The sequence below is a fragment of the Opitutus sp. GAS368 genome (genome assembly GCF_900104925.1).
In the GTDB taxonomy this organism is placed as follows: domain Bacteria; phylum Verrucomicrobiota; class Verrucomicrobiia; order Opitutales; family Opitutaceae; genus Lacunisphaera.
In genome coordinates this window covers 950,823-967,896 of the sequence record NZ_LT629735.1, presented here as the reverse complement: position 1 = coordinate 967,896, position 17,074 = coordinate 950,823, and the positions used below count along the sequence as shown (strand labels likewise).

17 protein-coding genes and 2 tRNA genes are annotated in these 17,074 nt (G+C 66.4%); 12 read left to right on the top strand and 7 right to left on the bottom strand.

What is annotated here, in order from left to right; genetic code table 11:
• Positions 1-2 precede the first annotated feature (2 nt).
• The 4 genes from BLU29_RS04295 to BLU29_RS04280 are packed head-to-tail and all read right to left on the bottom strand — an operon-like array spanning position 3 to position 5,347.
• Positions 3-839: a TatD family hydrolase gene (locus tag BLU29_RS04295; protein WP_091055413.1), complete on the bottom strand. Its 837-nt coding sequence runs from the start codon at positions 837-839 to the stop codon at positions 3-5.
• Between the two features lie 53 nt (positions 840-892).
• Positions 893-3,430: a PSD1 and planctomycete cytochrome C domain-containing protein gene (locus BLU29_RS04290; protein WP_091055412.1), complete on the bottom strand. Its 2,538-nt coding sequence runs from the start codon at positions 3,428-3,430 to the stop codon at positions 893-895.
• 2 nt (positions 3,431-3,432) lie between these two features.
• Positions 3,433-4,875: a DUF1501 domain-containing protein gene (locus BLU29_RS04285; RefSeq protein ID WP_197677763.1), complete on the bottom strand. Its 1,443-nt coding sequence runs from the start codon at positions 4,873-4,875 to the stop codon at positions 3,433-3,435.
• Positions 4,876-4,927: 52 nt separating this feature from the next.
• Positions 4,928-5,347 (bottom strand): SufE family protein, encoded by a 420-nt coding sequence (locus BLU29_RS04280; protein ID WP_091060895.1) that lies wholly within the window; start codon positions 5,345-5,347, stop codon positions 4,928-4,930.
• 64 nt (positions 5,348-5,411) lie between these two features.
• Between BLU29_RS04280 and BLU29_RS04275 the strand changes: the two genes are divergently transcribed.
• Positions 5,412-5,747, top strand: coding sequence for a hypothetical protein (locus BLU29_RS04275; RefSeq protein ID WP_091055410.1), 336 nt, complete (start codon positions 5,412-5,414; stop codon positions 5,745-5,747).
• Here BLU29_RS04275 and BLU29_RS04270 read toward each other — a convergent pair whose 3' ends face one another.
• The 3 genes from BLU29_RS04270 to BLU29_RS04260 are packed head-to-tail and all read right to left on the bottom strand — an operon-like array spanning position 5,748 to position 8,696.
• Positions 5,748-7,751 (bottom strand): M48 family metallopeptidase, encoded by a 2,004-nt coding sequence (locus BLU29_RS04270; RefSeq protein WP_091055409.1) that lies wholly within the window; start codon positions 7,749-7,751, stop codon positions 5,748-5,750.
• Positions 7,752-7,766: 15 nt separating this feature from the next.
• Positions 7,767-8,090, bottom strand: a complete 324-nt coding sequence (locus tag BLU29_RS04265; RefSeq protein ID WP_091055407.1) for a YbjQ family protein — start codon at positions 8,088-8,090, stop codon at positions 7,767-7,769.
• Between the two features lie 3 nt (positions 8,091-8,093).
• Positions 8,094-8,696, bottom strand: coding sequence for a LemA family protein (locus BLU29_RS04260; protein ID WP_091055405.1), 603 nt, complete (start codon positions 8,694-8,696; stop codon positions 8,094-8,096).
• Positions 8,697-8,850: 154 nt separating this feature from the next.
• On the opposite strand from BLU29_RS04260, the gene BLU29_RS04255 reads away from it, so the two are divergent.
• The 11 genes from BLU29_RS04255 to rplA all read left to right on the top strand — a co-directional run bounded on the left by BLU29_RS04255 (position 8,851) and on the right by rplA (position 17,064).
• Positions 8,851-11,454: a tetratricopeptide repeat protein gene (locus BLU29_RS04255; protein ID WP_091055404.1), complete on the top strand. Its 2,604-nt coding sequence runs from the start codon at positions 8,851-8,853 to the stop codon at positions 11,452-11,454.
• A 52-nt stretch (positions 11,455-11,506) separates the two neighbouring features.
• Complete coding sequence (locus BLU29_RS04250; protein WP_091055402.1) at positions 11,507-12,151, top strand: MotA/TolQ/ExbB proton channel family protein; 645 nt, start codon at positions 11,507-11,509, stop codon at positions 12,149-12,151.
• The gene (locus tag BLU29_RS04245; RefSeq protein ID WP_091055400.1) at positions 12,148-12,603 is read left to right on the top strand and encodes a biopolymer transporter ExbD; all 456 of its coding nucleotides are present in this window, start codon (positions 12,148-12,150) and stop codon (positions 12,601-12,603) included. Before BLU29_RS04250 ends, BLU29_RS04245 begins: the two co-directional genes overlap by 4 nt.
• A gap of 12 nt (positions 12,604-12,615) precedes the next feature.
• Positions 12,616-13,347, top strand: a complete 732-nt coding sequence (locus BLU29_RS04240; RefSeq protein WP_091055399.1) for a hypothetical protein — start codon at positions 12,616-12,618, stop codon at positions 13,345-13,347.
• 94 nt (positions 13,348-13,441) lie between these two features.
• A tRNA-Thr gene (locus BLU29_RS04235) sits at positions 13,442-13,517 on the top strand.
• A 70-nt stretch (positions 13,518-13,587) separates the two neighbouring features.
• Positions 13,588-14,778 carry an elongation factor Tu gene (tuf, locus tag BLU29_RS04230; protein WP_091055397.1) on the top strand — a complete coding sequence of 397 codons (1,191 nt, stop codon included), beginning with the start codon at positions 13,588-13,590 and terminating at the stop codon, positions 14,776-14,778.
• 88 nt (positions 14,779-14,866) lie between these two features.
• Positions 14,867-14,942, top strand: a tRNA-Trp gene (locus BLU29_RS04225).
• A 28-nt stretch (positions 14,943-14,970) separates the two neighbouring features.
• A complete protein-coding gene (secE, locus tag BLU29_RS04220; protein ID WP_091055396.1) occupies positions 14,971-15,177 on the top strand; it encodes a preprotein translocase subunit SecE in 207 nt (68 codons plus the stop codon).
• A 12-nt stretch (positions 15,178-15,189) separates the two neighbouring features.
• A complete protein-coding gene (gene nusG, locus BLU29_RS04215; protein ID WP_091055394.1) occupies positions 15,190-15,765 on the top strand; it encodes a transcription termination/antitermination protein NusG in 576 nt (191 codons plus the stop codon).
• A 41-nt stretch (positions 15,766-15,806) separates the two neighbouring features.
• Positions 15,807-16,232 (top strand): 50S ribosomal protein L11, encoded by a 426-nt coding sequence (gene rplK, locus BLU29_RS04210; protein WP_091055392.1) that lies wholly within the window; start codon positions 15,807-15,809, stop codon positions 16,230-16,232.
• Positions 16,233-16,368: 136 nt separating this feature from the next.
• Complete coding sequence (gene rplA, locus BLU29_RS04205) at positions 16,369-17,064, top strand: 50S ribosomal protein L1 (RefSeq protein WP_091055391.1); 696 nt, start codon at positions 16,369-16,371, stop codon at positions 17,062-17,064.
• Positions 17,065-17,074: the final 10 nt, after the last annotated feature.

Genomic DNA, 17,074 nt, shown 5'->3' with positions numbered 1-17,074 from the left:
CCCTACAGGAACAGCCTCTTGAAATTCTGCTCCACCTGCGGGGCCAGGGTCGCCAGCGGCACGTGACGGAGCTTCGCCAGCTGCTCGTAGGTCACGACGAGGTTGGCGGGATGGTTGACCGCGGAGCCGTCCGCGGCCGGCGGCAGGGGAAAGCGGTTGAGTTCGCCCGCCGGCGGCTTGGTCGGGGCATCGGTCTCGACGAGCAGGCGCTTGACCGGGATGTGCCGGAAATTCTCCAGCCGGCTCTTGTGCCGCGGTTCCAGCAGCTGGATGTTGAAGGAGTAGCTGGCGCCGAGATCGGTGAAATTCCGGATCATCTCGGCCGGGCCGGCGTAACCGTGGATCAGAAAACCGCGGGCCGGCAGCTTCGCCTTCTTCAGCGCATCATGCAGCGCGCCCCAGGCCTGCACGCAGTGGATGGACGGCGCGCGGTTGAACTCGGCGGCGAGGGCCAGCTGCGCGGTGAAGACCTCGGTCTGTTCCTCCAGCTCCGCCACGCGCAGGCCGGCGACGCGGGGATCGTCCGGCTTGAGCTCAAGCAGCCACCGGTCGAGGCCGATCTCGCCGACCCCGGCGCCCGGGTTCGCCTCGAGCGCGGCCCTCAGCTTCTTGAGCCAGTCCGGCGCGCGGTTGCCCGCGTCCCACGGATGCACGCCGAAGCTCGGCACGACCCACGGATATTCCCGGGCCAGCGCGGCCACCACGGGCCACTCCTCCGCGTTGGTGCCGTTGACGACGGCGCCCTTCACCCCGGCGGCCTGGAGGTCGTGCACGATGGCGGCGCGGTGCGGCGTCAGCTGTTCGAAATGGAAATGCTGGTGGGCGTCGTAGAGATTCACGGTGAACGTGCCCTACGGAAGCCGCGGCCGGCCCGAAAGTCAAAGGGTCCGGATCAGTTCACGAACATCGTCTCGTTGGTCTGAAAGAGGGCGTGGGCCAGCTTGGTCCACGCGTCCTCCGGGCCGGCGGGCATGATGTTGCTGCCGATGGGGCGCTGGTCGGCGGCGTATTTGCCCTTGGGGTTTTGTGCGGCCTGGCGGACCTTGCGGTCCTCGATGGCTTTCTCGCGGGCGGTTTTTTGGGCCACGGGCTCGGGCACGTCGAGCGCCTTGCCGGCCGGGTTGGCGCGCACATAGCGGACGCCGATATCGACCTCCTTGTCCGTGGGTGGGCGCTGGAAGATGGCAAGGTAGAGCGAGGTGACGCGGTTCGTGTCGGTGTCCAGCGCGGCGAACTCAGGCCGGTGCGTGAGTTTGCGCGCGGTCTCGATGACCAGCGGGCTGTTCATCAGGAAAAGGGCCTGTTGCGGCACGGTGGTTTCGTAGCGCTTGCCGGAGGGGGTGTCGGGATTGGGGAAGTCGAATTGCGTGAGCAGCTCCGGCGGATTGCGGCGGTCAATATAGGTGTAGAGCGAGCGCCGGGTGCCGAACGAGTCGCTGGAGGGCATGACGGACTTGCCGCCCACCGTGCGATCAAGCGTGCCGGCGATGGCGAGGAGCGAGTCGTAGACCTCCTCGAACTGGAGGCGGCGAAGGTTGGCCCGCCAGAGCAGCTTGTTGTCGGGGTCGAGCGCGACCGCGGCGGGATTGGCCACGCTGGACTGCTGATAGGTGCTGCTGAGCACGATGGTGCGCTGCAGCTGCTTGATGGACCAGCCGGACTCGACAAACTGCGTGGCGAGCCAGTCGAGCAGCTCGGGGTTCGCGGGCGGCACGGACATGTTGCCGAGATCGTCGGGCGTGCCGACGAAACCGGCGCCGAAATGCTGCTGCCACAGCCGGTTCACGAACACGCGGGCGGTGAGCGGGTTCTTCGGGTCCGCGATGGCCTTGGCCAGGTCGACGCGGCCGGATCCCTTGTTCCACTCCGGGCGGTGCTTGGGGTCGGGCGCAAGGCATTCGAGGAAGCGGCGCGGCACGGTGTCGCCCTTGTTCTGCACCTCGCCGCGCAGCAGCACGGGATAGTCATGCGCCCGGGGTACATCGAGCACGACGTTGGCCCGGGCGGGTGCGCCGGGGTGCTCCATCTCGAGGTCGCCGACCTGGCGCTGCAGCAGGCCCTCTTCGCGGGCGAGATCGCGACGTTTCTGCGGATCCCGGTCGCGGCTGCGGCGGAACTCGGCGAACTGCGCCTGCAGATCTTCCTCCTTTTTCTTCAGCTCCTCCGACTTGGCCATGTAGTCGACCAGCTCGGGGGTCTTGGGCAGCTTGGTGAACAGCGTGGGCTCCGCGGTGACGCGCGGCGGTTCGACGGTGTTGGCGAACACGCCGTAAAGGGAATAGTAGTCCTTGGTGGGGATCGGGTCGAATTTGTGGTCGTGGCAACGGGCGCAGGCGACGGTGAGGCCGAGGAAGGCCTTGGTCGTGACGTCGATCTGGTCGGCGATCACGTCATCCCGGCGGCCGTCAAACTGGTTGCCGAGCGTCAGGAAACCCAGGGCGGCGAGCACGCTGCGGTCCGTCGGGGGCTCGACTTTCTTCGCCTTGGCCTTGTCCTCCTGCTCGACGACGAGGCGGTCGGCCGCGAGCTGCTCGAGGATGAACTGACTGTAGGGTTTGTCGCGGTTGAACGCATCGATCACATAGTCGCGGTAGGTCCACGCATGCGGGTAGCGCGGGTCGTTGCGCTTCGGTGCGTCGCCCTTGGTGTCGGAATAGCGGGCGACATCGAGCCAGTAGCGGGCCCAGCGTTCGCCGTAGGCCGGGGAGTCGAGCAGGCGGTCGACGACCTTGGCAAAGGCGCCGGGCGAGTCGTCGGCGATGAAGCGCTGGATCTCGGGCTCGGTCGGCGGCAGGCCGGTGAGGTCAAAGGTGACGCGGCGGATGAGCGTGCGCTTGTCGGCGATCGGATTCGGATGCAGGCCGACGGACTCGAGCTTCGCCAACACGAAATGGTCGAGGGGCGACTGCACCCAGGAGTTGTCCTTCACGGCGGGCACCTCGGGTTTCCTGACCGGCTGGAAGGCCCAGTGGGCCTTGCCGATGCCGCCGTAGGATTTGCCGCTGGCGGCCATGACGGGCACGCGCGGGTCGGGCGCCCCGCGCCGCACCCACTCGGTGAGGTCGGCGATCTGCTGGTCGCTCAGCTTCCCGCCGTGCTCCTTCGGGGGCATCAGCAAATCCTCGTCGGTATAGCGGATGGCCTGGATGAGCAGGCTGTCGTCGGGCTTGCCCGGGACGATCGCCGGGCCCGTGACGCCGCCGAGCAGCACGGCGTCGCGCGAATCGAGCATGAGCTTGCCCTTGATGCGGTCCGCCTGGTGGCTGTGGCACTGGTAGCATTCCTCGGTGAGCACCGGACGGACCTTCGTCTCGAAGAACTGCAGGTCGGCGGCCGAGATGGCCGGGGTGGGCGCGATGGCCGCCGGCATATCCGCGGCGCGGGCGAGCGTGACCGCGAGCAGGCTGGTTCCGACAAGGATGCGGCGCATGGTCAGGCGAGGATGGGTTTCACGACGTTGCCGGCCACGTCGGTGAGCCGGAAATCGCGGCCGTTGAAACGGTAAGTGAGCTTCGTGTGGTCGAAGCCCATGCACTGGAGGATGGTGGCGTGCAGGTCGTGGACGTGGACCTTGTCCTTCACCGCGGCGGCGCCGAATTCGTCGGTCGCGCCGTGGACCACGCCGCCCTTCACGCCACCGCCCGCCATGACGACGGAGAAGGCCTTGGCGTTGTGGTCGCGACCGGGATTCTCGCCGCCGTTTTTGTCCTTGGTCGGCTTGCGGCCGAACTCGCCGCCCCAGATGACCAGCGTGGAGTCGAGCAGGCCGCGTTGCTTGAGGTCGGTGAGGAGCGCGGCCAGCGGCTGGTCGATCTCACCCGCCTTGGTGGTGATGCGGTCCTCGAGGTCCTGGTGGTGGTCCCAGCCGGTGTGCCAGACCTGGACGAAGCGCACGCCGCGCTCGACGAGGCGGCGCGCGATGAGCAGCTGCTTGCCCGGCTGGCTGTTGCCGTAGGCGGCGCGGACGTCGGCCGGCTCCTTGTTGATGTCGAACACATCGGTGGCCTCCGCCTGCATGCGGAAGGCGATCTCGGAAGATTGGAGGCGCGACTCGAGCGCAGCGTCCTTCTGCAGGTTTTCCTCGTGGAGGGCGTTGAGCGAGTGGATGAAGTCGAGCTGGCGGCGCTGCTCGGCCTTGGAGACATAGTTGTTGCGGATGTTCTGGATCATCTGCTGCACATTCTGCGCCTGGGTGTTGACGCTGGTGCCCTGGTAGACACCCGGCAGGAAGGCCGAGCCGTAGTTCGTGGCGCCGCCGGGGGGCAGCCCGCCGGTGCGCAGGGAGATGAAGCCGGGAAGGTTCTGGTTCTCGCTGCCCAGGCCGTAGACGGTCCACGCGCCGAGGCTGGGCTTGGTGATGCGGAGCGAGCCGGTGTTCATGAACACCGTGGCGACCTCGTGCGCCGGAATGTCGGTATACATCGACTTGATGACGGCGAGGTCGTCGGCATGCGCCGCGGTCTTGGCAAACAGCTCGCTGACCTCGAGGCCGGACTTGCCGTAGGGGGCGAACTTGAACGGCGAGCCCATCGCCACGCCGTCGCCGCCGATGGTCTTGTTGTTCATCTTCGTCAGCATCGGCTTGTAGTCCCAAGTATCGACGTGCGACGGCGCGCCCTGGGCGAAGATGTGGATGACGGCCTTGGCCTTGCCCGGGAACTGGGGCGCGTGAGGCGCCATGGGGTTTCCGGCCGACGTGACGATGTCGCCGGGGGCGGCGACCAGGTTGAGCGGGTCGAGCAGCGCGGCGAGGCTCAGGCCGCCCACGCCCATGCCGACGCGGTTCAGAAACTGGCGGCGGGTCAGGAAATAGTCCGCGGGGTTGGTCGAAATGCCGCAACACGGATGATGATGGTGATGATGGTCGTCGGACATCGGGGTGACTGGTTGAGCCTTATGACGGGGGGGCCTAGAGCAAGGTTTCGCCCTAAGGGGCTTGGGCGGCGGCCGCGGCGAATTCACGGATTTTTGCCCGGACCGAACGCAACCCGTTGAGCCGGGTGGGTGAGAGGTTGCGGGCGAGCCCCAGCTCCTCCAAAAGGGCGGGTTCGGTCGCCATCACCTCCGCGGGCGTGGCGCCGCTGTAGAAATCGCACAGCAGCACGAGCAGGCCGCGCACGAGTGGCGAATCGGCGTCGCTGCGGAAGAAGCAGCGGCCGTCGCGCAGCTCGCCGACGATCCACGCGAGTGACACGCAGCCCTTCACGCGGTTGGCCTCGGTGCGGGCGGTGTCGGGCAGGGGCGGGCGTTTGCGCGCCTGGTCGACCACGGCGGCGAGCCGTTCCTGCGGGTCGGGGATGATCTCGTAATCGGCCACAAGCTGGGACTGCTTTTCGACGAGTGACACGACCGCCAGCATGGCCGCTGGCGGCCGGCTTGCAAGCAGGGGCGGTGACCGCTTGTATTGTCGTATGGTCAATCCCCTCTGGCTTTGGCGCGGGTTCAAGGGCAACAGCGTGACCTTCGCGCTGCTGTTCGCCTCGGTGCTGCTCGGGGCGTCGATCGCGGGCGGTTTTCACCACCTGCTCGCGGCGCTCGGGATCCACTGGCTCTACGTGCTCCTGATCCCGATTTTCCTGTTCTCGTGGCTGAGCAAGAAGGAGCCGCTCTGGCTGCCCGACCAGGCGAAGCGGAAGCTCTACGCCCGCAGCCTGATCGCCGGTTCGATCATGGTCGCGCTGCTGATCGCGTGGCTTCGTCCGGAGCCCAAGCTTGCGCCGCCGGAACCGCCGGTCCAGCACCGCTGATCAGATCGTCTGGCCCAGGGCGGGCATCGGGCAGTCAAGCGTGGCGGCGAAGGCCCGGTAGAGCTCGCCTTCCTCCACGGTCACGGTGCCGTCGCTGGCAATCACATGACCGGCGGCGACCAGCAGACGCTGTTTGATGGGCATGCTGCTGACCGCGAGCTTGTCGAGCGCGGCATCCACCTGCTCCAGGCCGCAGGCGGCCGGTGCCAGAAGGGTGAGCTGGTCGCGGATGACGGGCATCTGCCCGGCGCCCTCGGCAAAGGCGCCGGCGGAATCCTTCGGACTGAAGTAGGCCAGGGCGGAGAGCACGACGCCGATCTCGCCCTTCACGGCGTCGAACGAATCGAATTGCACGCGCCGCACCGGCTTTTGCGCGAGCTGCAGCTGGCTCAGCAGCAACTTCTGCATGGCGTATTCGAACGGCGTGACCTTGCCGTCGGCATGCACAAGTTCATCGAGCGTGGTGAAGAAACGATCGAGTGCCGTGGCATCGAGCGACCGCAATGCCGGCAGGGCCAGCTGCAGCAGGGGCAGGCGCGCCTCGGCGTCGAGCAGGCTGAGGGCCGGGCGCTGCGCGGCGAGCGCGGCGGCGGCTTCCGGGCCGGCGTGCTTGGCCACGAGCTCCTGCTGGAGGTCGCGCGCGGCCTTGTCGCCGCTGAGCAACAGGCCATAGACGAGCACCTGGGCCGCGACCGGATCGCGGGTGGACTCGCGCAGCCGGGCGGGGATGTTGTCGAGCAGCTGCTGGGCGTGGCGAAAATGCGCCTCGGTAAGCGCGCCGAGGTTGGCGACGATCTTGACCGGCTTGAAGGCGATGGGTTTCACGGGCAACACCGGGGGGAGGTCGGCGGGGGCGGCCTGCACGCGTTCGAGGGTCTCGGCGGCGGAAAATCGCTGGCCTCCCCCGAAGCCCGCGATGGCGGAAGACTCGTGGGCGATGTCCACCACCTGCTCGGGCTCGAAGAGCTTGCCGTCCCATGACGGGTCGACCGCGCGGATGCGCTCGTCGAGCGGCGGATGGGTGGCCCACAGTCCGCCGAAGTTGGACTGGAAGGCCTGGGCGAAGAAAAAGTGGCTGATTTCGGCCGTGTTCCCGCCGATGACGTTCCCACCGATGGCATAGCCGCCGATTTTCTTGAGCGCGCCGGTGATGCCGCCCGGGTTGCGGGTGAACTGGACCGCCGAGGCGTCGGCCAGGAACTCGCGCTGGCGGGACACGGCGGCCTGGATGAGCCGGCCGAAAAAGTAGCCCACGTAGCCGATGATCATCAGCGCCAGGCCGACGACGAGGAGGCCGGCGATGCCACCGCCCTTCTTCCCGTCGCCCCCGCTGACCCGGCCGCGGCCGAGCGACTGCAGGAGGCCGCGGCCCAGCAGACCGATGACGAGGATGCCGAAGACGATGGCGGTGATGCGGACATTGAGCCGCATGTCGCCGTTGAGGATGTGGCTGAATTCGTGGCCGATGACACCCTGCAGCTCGTCGCGCGTGAGCTTGTCAAGCGCACCGCGGGTGACGGTCACGGCGGCGTCGCTGGTGGTGAACCCGGCGGCAAAGGCGTTGAGCCCGGGCTCGTCCTCGAGCACGTAGACGGCCGGCATGGGGATGCCCGAGGCGATGGCCATCTCCTCGACGACATTGAGCAGCTTCCGTTCGCGGAGGTCGGTGGTCTTCGGGTCGAGTGGCCGGCCCCCGGCCAGCTCGGCGATGGCCGCGCCACCCTCGCGCATCTGCGACCATTTGTAGAGCGAGGCGAGGCTGACGACGGCGACGGTGCCGCCGGCGACCGCGAGGAGAAGCTTCGGGTCGAACAGCGGCCGGGATGACGAGACCTCCTCGCGGTAAATCCGCCGGCCATAGCCTTGGTAGGAGCCAACGCTGCCGAGCAGGAACCAGGCGGCCGCGTAGCCGGCCAGGATCGTGCCGAGCACCGCGAACACGAAGAGGAAGACAAGCCGGTGGGTCCGCTTCCGCGCGTGTTCCTGGGCCTCGAAGAAGTCCATGCCCGGTGGATTTTCCTAGAGGGCCGGCTCCACCACGACCGCCGTGCCATAGCAGAGCACCTCGGTGATGCCGGTGCCGATTTCGGTGGCATCGTAGCGCAAGCCGATGATGGCGTTGGCGCCCAGCGCGGCGGCGTGGGCGCACATGCGCTCATAGGCGTCCTGCCGGGCGCGTTCGCACAGTTCGGTGTAGAGGGAGATGTCGCCGCCGAAGATCGTCTGCAGGCCGGCGCCGAGGTTGCCGATGATCGAGCGCGAACGGACGACGATGCCACGCACCGTGCCGAGTTCTTTCACCACCCGCTGGCCGGCGAGGGAGGGGTTGGTCGTGTTGAGCATGGCTCAGGTGAATTTGACCTGCGGGGCGGCGCGCTCCGCGGCGTTCTCGATCTGGAAGAGCTGGGCCTCGGCGAAGTTGAACATGCCGGCGAGGACGTTGGTCGGGAAGGACTCGCGGGTCGTGTTGTAGGTCATGACCGAGTCGTTGTAGGCCTGCCGGGCGAACGAGATCTTGTTTTCCGTGGAGGTCATCTCCTCGATGAGCTGCATCATGTTCTGGTTGGCCTTGAGGTCGGGGTATTGCTCGGAGACGACCATGAGGCGGGACATCGCGCCCGCGAGGCCGGACTCGGCGCCGAGGAGGTTCTTCACCGCGCCGGCGTCGGCCGGGTTGGCGGCGGCGGCCTGGGAGGCGGCGTAGGCCACGTTGCGGGCCTTGATGACGGCCTCGAGCGTGCCGCTCTCATGCTTCATGTAGCCCTTGGCGACCTCGACGAGGTTGGGGATGAGATCGTAGCGGCGCTTGAGCTGGACGTCGATCTGGGCGAAGGCGTTCTTGAAACGGTTGCGCAGGGTGACGAGCGAGTTGTAGATGCCCGCGACCCACAGGCCGAGGACGACAGCGACAAGGAGCAGGACTCCGAGAACGATCAGAACAGCACTCATAGGGTGATTGGGTTGGGACTGATGGCGTAGGTTGCCCGATGCCCCGGGGTGGCGCGAGAAGTTTTCCGTTACACGGCGGGGGATAATTTCAACCGGCCCGCCGCCGCCCGAGGCTTGCCACCCGGGGCCGGGGCTGCACGCTCAAGCCATTCATATGAAGTTGGCGCGCCTCCTCTTGCTTTCGCTGTCGCTGGCCGCCGCGCGGCTCACGGCCCAGGTGGCCGGACCGAGCCCGCTGGTCCCCGACCAGGCCACGGCCCAGCTGGTGCCGGGCGGCTGGATCGTGGCGGAGGGGCGGGCAAACGCCGCGCTGCAGGCCGGGTTTCCCGCGACGGCGGCCGCCGGTTTCCGGGAACTGCTGCGCGATCCGGCGTTGCCGGCGGAGACGAAGCAGCGGGTGACCCTGGCGCTGGTGACGGCCCTGCTTGATGCCGGCGAGCTGGGCCCGGCGGAAAGCACGCTGCAGGGTTACGACGGCCCGCGCAACACCGCCTATCAGCTGCGCGCCGGCCTCATTGCCGTGACGGGCCGGCGCACCGCCGCGGCCAAGGCGGCGCTGGCGGCGGGCAAGGCCGATGACCTGCCGGCGGCCGACCGCGGCTGGTGGCTTTTCCTGCAGGCCAGCGTGGCCGATGCCGAGGGCGAGATCGTGCCGGCGAACAATCTTTATGACCAGGCGGGGCGGGCCGCGGTGTCGGATCTGCAGCGCGCGCGCTTTGTGCTCGGCCAGGAGCAGTCGCGGCTGCGCCTGGGGCGGGCCAACGAAGCCCAGCTCGCGACCCTGCGGGGCAACATGGAGCGTTTCCAGGGCCAGCGCACCGGCTACACCTATGTGCGCACCTACGCGGCGGCGCTGGCCGGCCTTGGCCGGGCGGCGGAGGCGCAGGCGGTGCTACAGCGCCAGCTGTCCGTGCTGCCGCCGACGGAGCGTGACGCGGCCGACCAGCTCGGCCTGATGCTGGGGCTCATCGCCGGCGAGGGCAGCGTGGCGGGCCACCAGGCCTTCCGGCAACTGCTGCGCGACGGCCAGCGGCCGGACACCCAACGACTGGCTTTGCAGCTGTTGGCGCGCGGGGCGAAGACTCCGGCGGAGCGCCTCCAACTGCGGCGCGACCTGAGCGACCTCATCAGCGCACCCACCCAACACCCGATCATCGAGGACCTGATCCTGGCGCGGGGGCGGGCGGCACTGGTGGACCAGGATTACGCGCCCGCCGAGGAGGACGCGCGGGCCTTGCTGGAACGTTATCCGGGCTCACCGCTCAAACCCGAGGCGCTGGGCGTGCGGCTGGCGGTGGCGTGGGACTTGAAGCGCTACCGCTCGGCGGCGGACGTCGCCGTGCAACTGCGCGCGGTCATCCCCGAGGGCCGGGAGCACGCCGAGCTCGGCGTGCTGCTGGCCGAGGCGTTTTTCCGCTCGGAGGACTACAAGAACGCCGCCGACGCCTACGCGGCGGCGCTGCACGAGCTGCCGGCGGTCGAAAAAGCCGGCACCCTGATTTTTCAACGGGTGCTCTCCGACATCCGGGCCGACCAGCTCGACGCGGCGGCGAAGCAGCTGGACGAGTCCTCGACGCTGGCCGGCTTCGATGCGTTGAGCCGCTGGCAGGCGGAATGGAACCTGATCAAGGAGATGCAGGCGCGCGGCCAGGCGGCGGCGGCCCAGGCCCGCGTGGAGCGGTTGCTGGCCGGCGGCGCCCAGGGCGTGCCGGAGGAATTGCGCATCCGGCTCATGTGGCTGCGCGCCAAGCTGTCGTTCGACAACAGCCAGCCCGACACGGCGCTGCGGCAGGCGGACGAATTGCTGGCGCTGCTGCAAAAGGGCGGGCCGCTGGAGGAGGCGCTCCGCGTCAATGTCACCAGCACGGCCCAGCTGCTGAAGGCCCAGGCGCTGCTCGCGCTCGGCCGCGACACCGAGGGCGTGGCGCTGCTCGACCAGCTGCGCGCCGATTACCGCACCACCGCCGCGGCCCAGTATTCCTACCTGGTGCAGGCCGGCCACCTGACGCAGCGCGGCGACATGGCCGGGGCGCAGCGCGTGCTCATCAGCTTCGTGGACACGCCGGAATACCGGCAGAGCGAATACGCCCCGCTGGCGCTGTATGAGGCGGCGCTCAACCTCGAGCGGCAGGGCCTCGACCGGCAGCTGGAGGAGGCCAACAAGCTGCTGGAGACGCTGATCAAGACCTACCCGCGGGACGAACTGGTGTTCTATGCGCGGCTGAAGCAGGGCGACCTGCTGCGGAAGCTGAACTTTTTCCCGCAGGCCCGGCAGGTGTATGAGGATCTCATCAACAACTACAGCCTCCATCCCGACGTGCTGCTCGCGCAGCTCGCGCTGGCCGACAGCCTCTTCGCGCAGGGGGCCAACAGCGTGGTGAACTACGAGAGCGCCGCGGCGATTTTCGAGCGGTTGCGCGACCTGCCGTCGGCGCCGGTCGACCTGCGCGCCGAGGCGGGCTACAAGTGGGGCTATGCGCTGGCCAAGCGCACGCAGCCGGCCAAGGCGCAGACGGTGTTCTGGTCGGTGGTGGACGCGTTCCTGCTCGACCCCGCGCAGGCGGCGAAGCTTGGCGCCAAGGGGCGCTACTGGGTTTCGCGCGCGCTGCTCGAGCTGGGCCAGATCCACGAGGATGCCGGCCGGCTCGACGAGGCGCAGCGCGCCTACCAGTTGATCGTGGACCATAAGCTCGCCGGCGCCGCGCAGGCGCAGGCCAAGCTGGCCCGGTTCGGCGCGGCGGGAGGGACCAAGCCGTGACGAGCTTTGGCATTTACGCGCCCCGGCCCCGTCGCATGATGCGCGGCACCCCATGACGGCTTTCAGCTACAGTGTCTTCGCCAAGGGCGGCCCCGTGATGTGGCTGCTTGTCCTGCTCGGGCTGGCGGCGATCGTCCTTTTCATCGAGCGCGCGCTGTTCCTGCACCGCGGCCAGATCCGTTCGACGGAATTCCTCGGCGGCATCAAGAATCTGCTGCAGAAACAGCGGCTGATGGAGGCCCTGACCCTGTGCGAAGAGACGCCCGGGCCGGTGGCCAAGGTCGTGAAGGCCGGGCTGCGGCACGCCACGGACGACGAGCAGGCGATGCGCTTCGCCATCCAGGAGGCGGCGATCGTCGAGATCCCGGTGCTGGAGCGGCGCATCAGCGCGCTCGCGGCCATCGCGCAGATCGCGCCGTTGTTCGGGCTGCTGGGCACGCTCCTCGGGATGATCAAGACCTTCTGGCTCTTCAACCAGGGCGGCAACTACGCGACGCCCGTCGTGCTGGCCGGTGGCATGTGGGAGGCGCTGCTCACGGCGGCGGCCGGCGTGGTCGTGGCGATCCCGGCGCTCCTGGCGCGGCATTTTCTCACGGGCCGCGTGCGGGCGCTCGTGCAGGACATGGAATGGGCGGGCAGCGAACTCATGCGTTTTTTGCTGCGCGACTACCGCGGCGATCCCGGGGAGAAAAAATGATCACGCGCCCGCTCGACCTGGAGTCGCGGATGAGTCCGCCGCCGCGCGACCTGAATTTCGTCGCGTGGGTGAATGTCGGGATGATTGTGCTGTTTTTCAGCCTGCTGGGTTCACGCTTCGTCCTTGCGCCCGGCATAGTGATCGGGGTGGGGACGGATGGCGCAGCAGTGCCGGTCCAGCCGGCTGTGGGCGCCGGGGCCACCTACGTGGTGGTGAGCTACCAGCGGGACAACGTCGTCATGTTCGAGGATGGTATTTATTCCATGACGGAATTAAGGAAGCAAATGGAAGCCTACATCAAAAAACATCCGGGTGCCGTGATGCAGGTGAATGCGGACCGGCAGGTATCGTGGCAGTCGATTCTGGATTTGTGCACCATGGCCAAGGCCGTGGGCTTCGCTTACATTGTCGTGCCAACGGAGTCCCCCATCCCTGCGGCGGCGCCGCGATAGACGGGAGGAACGATGCGCATCGGCAAAATCGAGGTGAAGCGACGCGTCTGGGTCAGCCTGGCCTGCGGGATCGCCGTCACCGGTATGTGGTGGATGGGGATGCGGACCAAACCGCCGGCAATGGCCGTAACGCCGGCGATCACGGTGCCATTCGTGCGGCTGACCGGCGCCAGCACAAACCCGGATGATGTGATTCTCCGGGAGCGGGCGCAGCTGTATGACCCCAAGCCGCTGTTTTTCCCGACGGAATGGAATTACGGCCAGCGGCCGTTGCCGGCCAGGCTGCGCCGGCAGCCGGGGCAGGTTTTCGGTAGCTTTGACCCGGTCATGACCTTTGCCGATCAGAAGTTGAAGCTCTACGGGGCTGAAACCACGCCAGCGCCGGAAAAGCTGTCGGACGTTCTCGCCCAAGGCAACGAGGCGCCTTTCGCCGGGTTTGGGCAGATCGATGTGGCCCGGCCGAGCTTGCCGGTCCGGGTTGGTTTTTTGGAGGTCCGGGGCTTCAATGATAGCAAACCAATTATAGATCAATCTCTTAGCGGATTTTCTCCGCCCCGCTTGGATTACGCCCCGTTGGAATTTCTAGTCTTAATCAGCAATGCCGGAGTAGTGGGGGAGCCCGTCGTGACGAGCGGCTCGGGGTGGGAAGAAGTGGACGCCTTTTTCCGATCCTATCTTGTAAAAACTCTCCGGCTGGGCGAACGTCTGAACCCAGGCCGTTATCGGGTTTTGGTGGGGCCTTAAGGTTTTTTGGGGAATTTGTAAGAATCTAGTTGACGGTCCATTTTGGGAATCGTTTCTTCGTCGTTCTCTTTGTTTTTTGCCAATGACTTGGTCTGCCCAGATAGCTCAGTTGGTAGAGCACGTTCTTGGTAAGGACGAGGTCGCCGGTTCGAATCCGGTTCTGGGCTCCAGGGGGCGTCGCTGATCTCCGACGTTAATCAAGATCAACAACTTCAATACCTAACTAAACTACTACTCCATATGGCTAAAGGAACATTCGAACGCAAGAAGCCGCACGTCAATGTCGGCACCATCGGTCACGTCGATCACGGCAAGACGACCCTGACGACCGCGATTCTCTCCGCGCAGGCCCGCAAGGGTCTTGCTGAGGTCAAGACTTACGCGGACATCGCCAAGGGCGGCACCGTGCGTGATGCCTCCAAGATCGTCACGATCTCGGTCGCCCACGTGGAGTATGAGTCCGATAAGCGCCACTACGCGCACGTCGACTGCCCCGGCCACGCCGACTTCGTCAAGAACATGATCACCGGCGCCGCCCAGATGGACGGTGGCATCCTCGTGGTCTCCGCGGCTGACGGCCCGATGCCGCAGACCCGCGAGCACATCCTCCTCGCCCGCCAGGTTGGCGTGCCGAAGCTGGTGGTGTTCCTGAACAAGGTCGACCTCATCGACGACAAGGATCTCATCGAGCTCGTCGAAGAGGAAATCCGCGATCTCCTCACCAAGTATCAATTCGACGGCAAGGCCGCCAAGATCATCCGTGGCTCCGCCACCGCCGCGCTCGAGGGCAAGCCCGAGGGCCTGGCCGCGATTCAGGCGCTCATGGAGGCATTGGACAACGAGATCGCCGAACCCGCGCGCGAGCTCGACAAGCCCTTCCTGATGTCCGTCGAGGACGTCTTCTCGATCACCGGCCGCGGCACCGTCGCGACCGGCCGTATCGAGCGCGGTATCTGCAAGCTCAACGACACCGTCGAGATCGTCGGCCTCAAGGACACGACCACGACCGTCGTCACCGGCATCGAGATGTTCCGCAAGCTCCTCGACCAGGGCCAGGCCGGCGACAACGTTGGCATCCTGCTCCGCGGCATTGAAAAGGAAGGCATCGAGCGCGGCCAGGTCATCGCCGCCCCGAAGTCCATCAAGCCGCACAAGAAGGCCAAGGCCGAGATCTACGTCCTCTCGAAGGACGAGGGCGGCCGCCACACGCCGTTCTTCAACGGCTACCGTCCCCAGTTCTACTTCCGCACCACGGACGTGACCGGCGTCGTCAACCTGCCGAAGGGCGTGGAGATGATCATGCCGGGTGACAACATCGCCGTCGACATCGACCTGATCGTGCCGATCGCCATGGAGAAGACCCAGAAGTTCGCCATCCGCGAAGGTGGCCGCACCATCGGTGCCGGCCGCGTGACCGAGATCGTCGAATAAGCGTCCTTAACCTCTTCCGACTGACGCTGCCGGGGCTCCTTTTGGGGGTCCCGGCTGTGTCGTCTAAAAGAAATAGAATCATAACCACAGGCGCGTAGCTCAATTGGTAGAGTAGCGGTCTCCAAAACCGTTGGTTGGGGGTTCGATTCCCTCCGCGCCTGCCACCTCCCGCCTCCTCTCACTTCCGCTCCCATGGCCAATCCCTTCCGCACCGTCCGCATCTTCGCCAGCGAGCTCGTTGGCGAGCTGCAGAAAGCCAGCTGGCCGACCAAGTCCGAGCTCAAGGATTCGACGATCGTCGTGATCGTCGCGTGCGTGCTGCTCGGCCTCTTCACCAGCATCAGCGACTTCGCCCTCTACAACGTGGTCGACGCCGTGACCTCGCTCGTCAGCCGCTAAACCTTCCGCCCGATGACCACCCAGACCTCCACCGGCGCCCAATGGTTCGCGCTCCACACCCTCTCCGGCCAGGAGAACAAGGTGAAGAACTACATCGAGAAGTTCAAGAAGGCCGAGGAACTCGATGACTTCATCACCGAGGTGCTGCTGCCCACGGAGGTCGTGTCCGAGGTCAAGGGGGGCAAGAAGTCGACCAAGGTCCGCAAGCTCTACCCGGGCTACGTGTTCATCAACATGAAGCTGTTCGATGAGAACGCCCAGGTGATCATCAAGCCGTTCTACTTCGTCAAGGATGCCGGCGGCGTCATCGGCTTCGTCGGCGGCGACAAGCCCGCGCCCCTGCGCCAGGCTGAGATCGACGAGATCAAGGCCCGCATCGAGGCCGCCTCGGGCAAGGAAATCCCGAAGGTCACCTTCGAAGTCGGCGAGGAGGTCAAGATCACCGACGGCGCCTTCGCCAACCTCACGGGCCGCGTCGACGAGGTCGACCCCGCCCGCGGCAAGCTCAAGATTTCCGTCTCCATTTTCGGTCGGTTTACGCCCGTCGAACTCGAATACTGGCAGGTCCAGCGCGCCTCTGAAAGCTGATCCAGCCGCCCTCCCTACCAACCAGTCCTCCCTCCCTCACCATGGCCAAGAAAATTCAAGGTTACGTCCGTCTCCAGCTCCCCGCCGGTGCCGCCAATCCGGCGCCCCCGGTCGGCCCCGCCCTCGGCGCCCAGGGCGTCAACATCATGGGCTTCTGCAAGGAGTTTAACGCGAAGACCAAGGACCAGAATGGCATGATCATTCCGGTCGTCATCACGGTCTACTCCGACAAGTCCTTCACCTTCATCCTCAAGTCGCCCCCGGCGTCCGTGCTCCTCAAGAAGGCCGCCGGCATCGCGGCCGGCTCGGCCAAGCCCAACATGGACAAGGTCGGCAAGGTCACCCGCAAGCAGATCATCGAGATCATCAAGCTCAAGAAGGCTGACCTCAACGCCAACAGCGAAGAGGCCGCCATCCGCATGATCGCCGGCACCGCCCGCAACATGGGCATCGAAGTCGTCGACTAAACCAATAATCACCCAATTAATTTTGTAGGTCGGGGTTTATCCCCGACACGTCGGGCGTAAAGCCCGGCCTACAGGAAAAACAAACCCAACTCACCGCGGGAGTCCTCACGGACGTTCGCACCGCAAGGAGTCAAAAATGCCCGTCAAACAAAGCAAAAGATACCGCAGCGCCGCCTCGGCCGTTGACCTCTCCAAGGAATATCCCCTCAAGGAAGCCGTGGAGATCCTGACCAAATTCCCGAAGGCCAAGTTCGACGAGACCGTCGAGCTGTCCTTCCGCCTCGGCGTTGATCCCGCCCAGGGCGACCAGATGGTGCGCGGCACCACGCCGCTGCCCAACGGTTCCGGCAAGAAGGTCCGCGTGATCGTCTTCACCGACGACGCGGACAAGGCCCTCGCCGCGGGCGCCGACCATGCCGGCCTCGCCGAGCTGATGACCAAGATCAACGCCGGCTGGCTCGACTTCGACGTCGCCATCGCGACGACCGAGGCCATGAAGCAGGTCCGCACCCTGGCCCGCGTCCTCGGCCCCAAGGGTCTCATGCCGAACCCGAAGTCCGGCACCGTCACCGACGACATCGCCGCGGGCATCAAGGCCGTGAAGGCCGGCCGCGTCGAGTTCAAGGTCGACAAGACCGCCAACATCGGCGTCGGCGTCGGCAAGCGCTCGTTCACCGCCGACCAGATCACCGAGAACGTCTCCGCGGTCCTCGAGGCCGTGGGCAAGGCCAAGCCGGCCACGTTCAAGGGCCACTACATCAAGAGCGTCACGCTCTCGTCCTCCATGAGCCCGGGCGTGAAGCTCGCGGCCACCGAGTTCAACAAATTCTAAGGAGCCCACC

What these genes read in the sequence shown, in the direction of transcription:
- BLU29_RS04290 (WP_091055412.1), bottom strand. Translation starts at nt 3,430, where the DNA reads ATGCGCCGCATCCTTGTCGGAACCAGCCTGCTCGCGGTCACGCTCGCC.
- BLU29_RS04285 (WP_197677763.1), bottom strand. Translation starts at nt 4,875, where the DNA reads ATGTCCGACGACCATCATCACCATCATCATCCGTGTTGCGGCATTTCG.
- BLU29_RS04275 (WP_091055410.1), top strand. Translation starts at nt 5,412, where the DNA reads ATGGTCAATCCCCTCTGGCTTTGGCGCGGGTTCAAGGGCAACAGCGTG.
- BLU29_RS04270 (WP_091055409.1), bottom strand. Translation starts at nt 7,751, where the DNA reads ATGGACTTCTTCGAGGCCCAGGAACACGCGCGGAAGCGGACCCACCGG.
- BLU29_RS04265 (WP_091055407.1), bottom strand. Translation starts at nt 8,090, where the DNA reads ATGCTCAACACGACCAACCCCTCCCTCGCCGGCCAGCGGGTGGTGAAA.
- BLU29_RS04260 (WP_091055405.1), bottom strand. Translation starts at nt 8,696, where the DNA reads ATGAGTGCTGTTCTGATCGTTCTCGGAGTCCTGCTCCTTGTCGCTGTC.
- BLU29_RS04255 (WP_091055404.1), top strand. Translation starts at nt 8,851, where the DNA reads ATGAAGTTGGCGCGCCTCCTCTTGCTTTCGCTGTCGCTGGCCGCCGCG.
- BLU29_RS04250 (WP_091055402.1), top strand. Translation starts at nt 11,507, where the DNA reads ATGACGGCTTTCAGCTACAGTGTCTTCGCCAAGGGCGGCCCCGTGATG.
- BLU29_RS04245 (WP_091055400.1), top strand. Translation starts at nt 12,148, where the DNA reads ATGATCACGCGCCCGCTCGACCTGGAGTCGCGGATGAGTCCGCCGCCG.
- BLU29_RS04240 (WP_091055399.1), top strand. Translation starts at nt 12,616, where the DNA reads ATGCGCATCGGCAAAATCGAGGTGAAGCGACGCGTCTGGGTCAGCCTG.
- tuf (WP_091055397.1), top strand. Translation starts at nt 13,588, where the DNA reads ATGGCTAAAGGAACATTCGAACGCAAGAAGCCGCACGTCAATGTCGGC.
- secE (WP_091055396.1), top strand. Translation starts at nt 14,971, where the DNA reads ATGGCCAATCCCTTCCGCACCGTCCGCATCTTCGCCAGCGAGCTCGTT.
- nusG (WP_091055394.1), top strand. Translation starts at nt 15,190, where the DNA reads ATGACCACCCAGACCTCCACCGGCGCCCAATGGTTCGCGCTCCACACC.
- rplK (WP_091055392.1), top strand. Translation starts at nt 15,807, where the DNA reads ATGGCCAAGAAAATTCAAGGTTACGTCCGTCTCCAGCTCCCCGCCGGT.
- rplA (WP_091055391.1), top strand. Translation starts at nt 16,369, where the DNA reads ATGCCCGTCAAACAAAGCAAAAGATACCGCAGCGCCGCCTCGGCCGTT.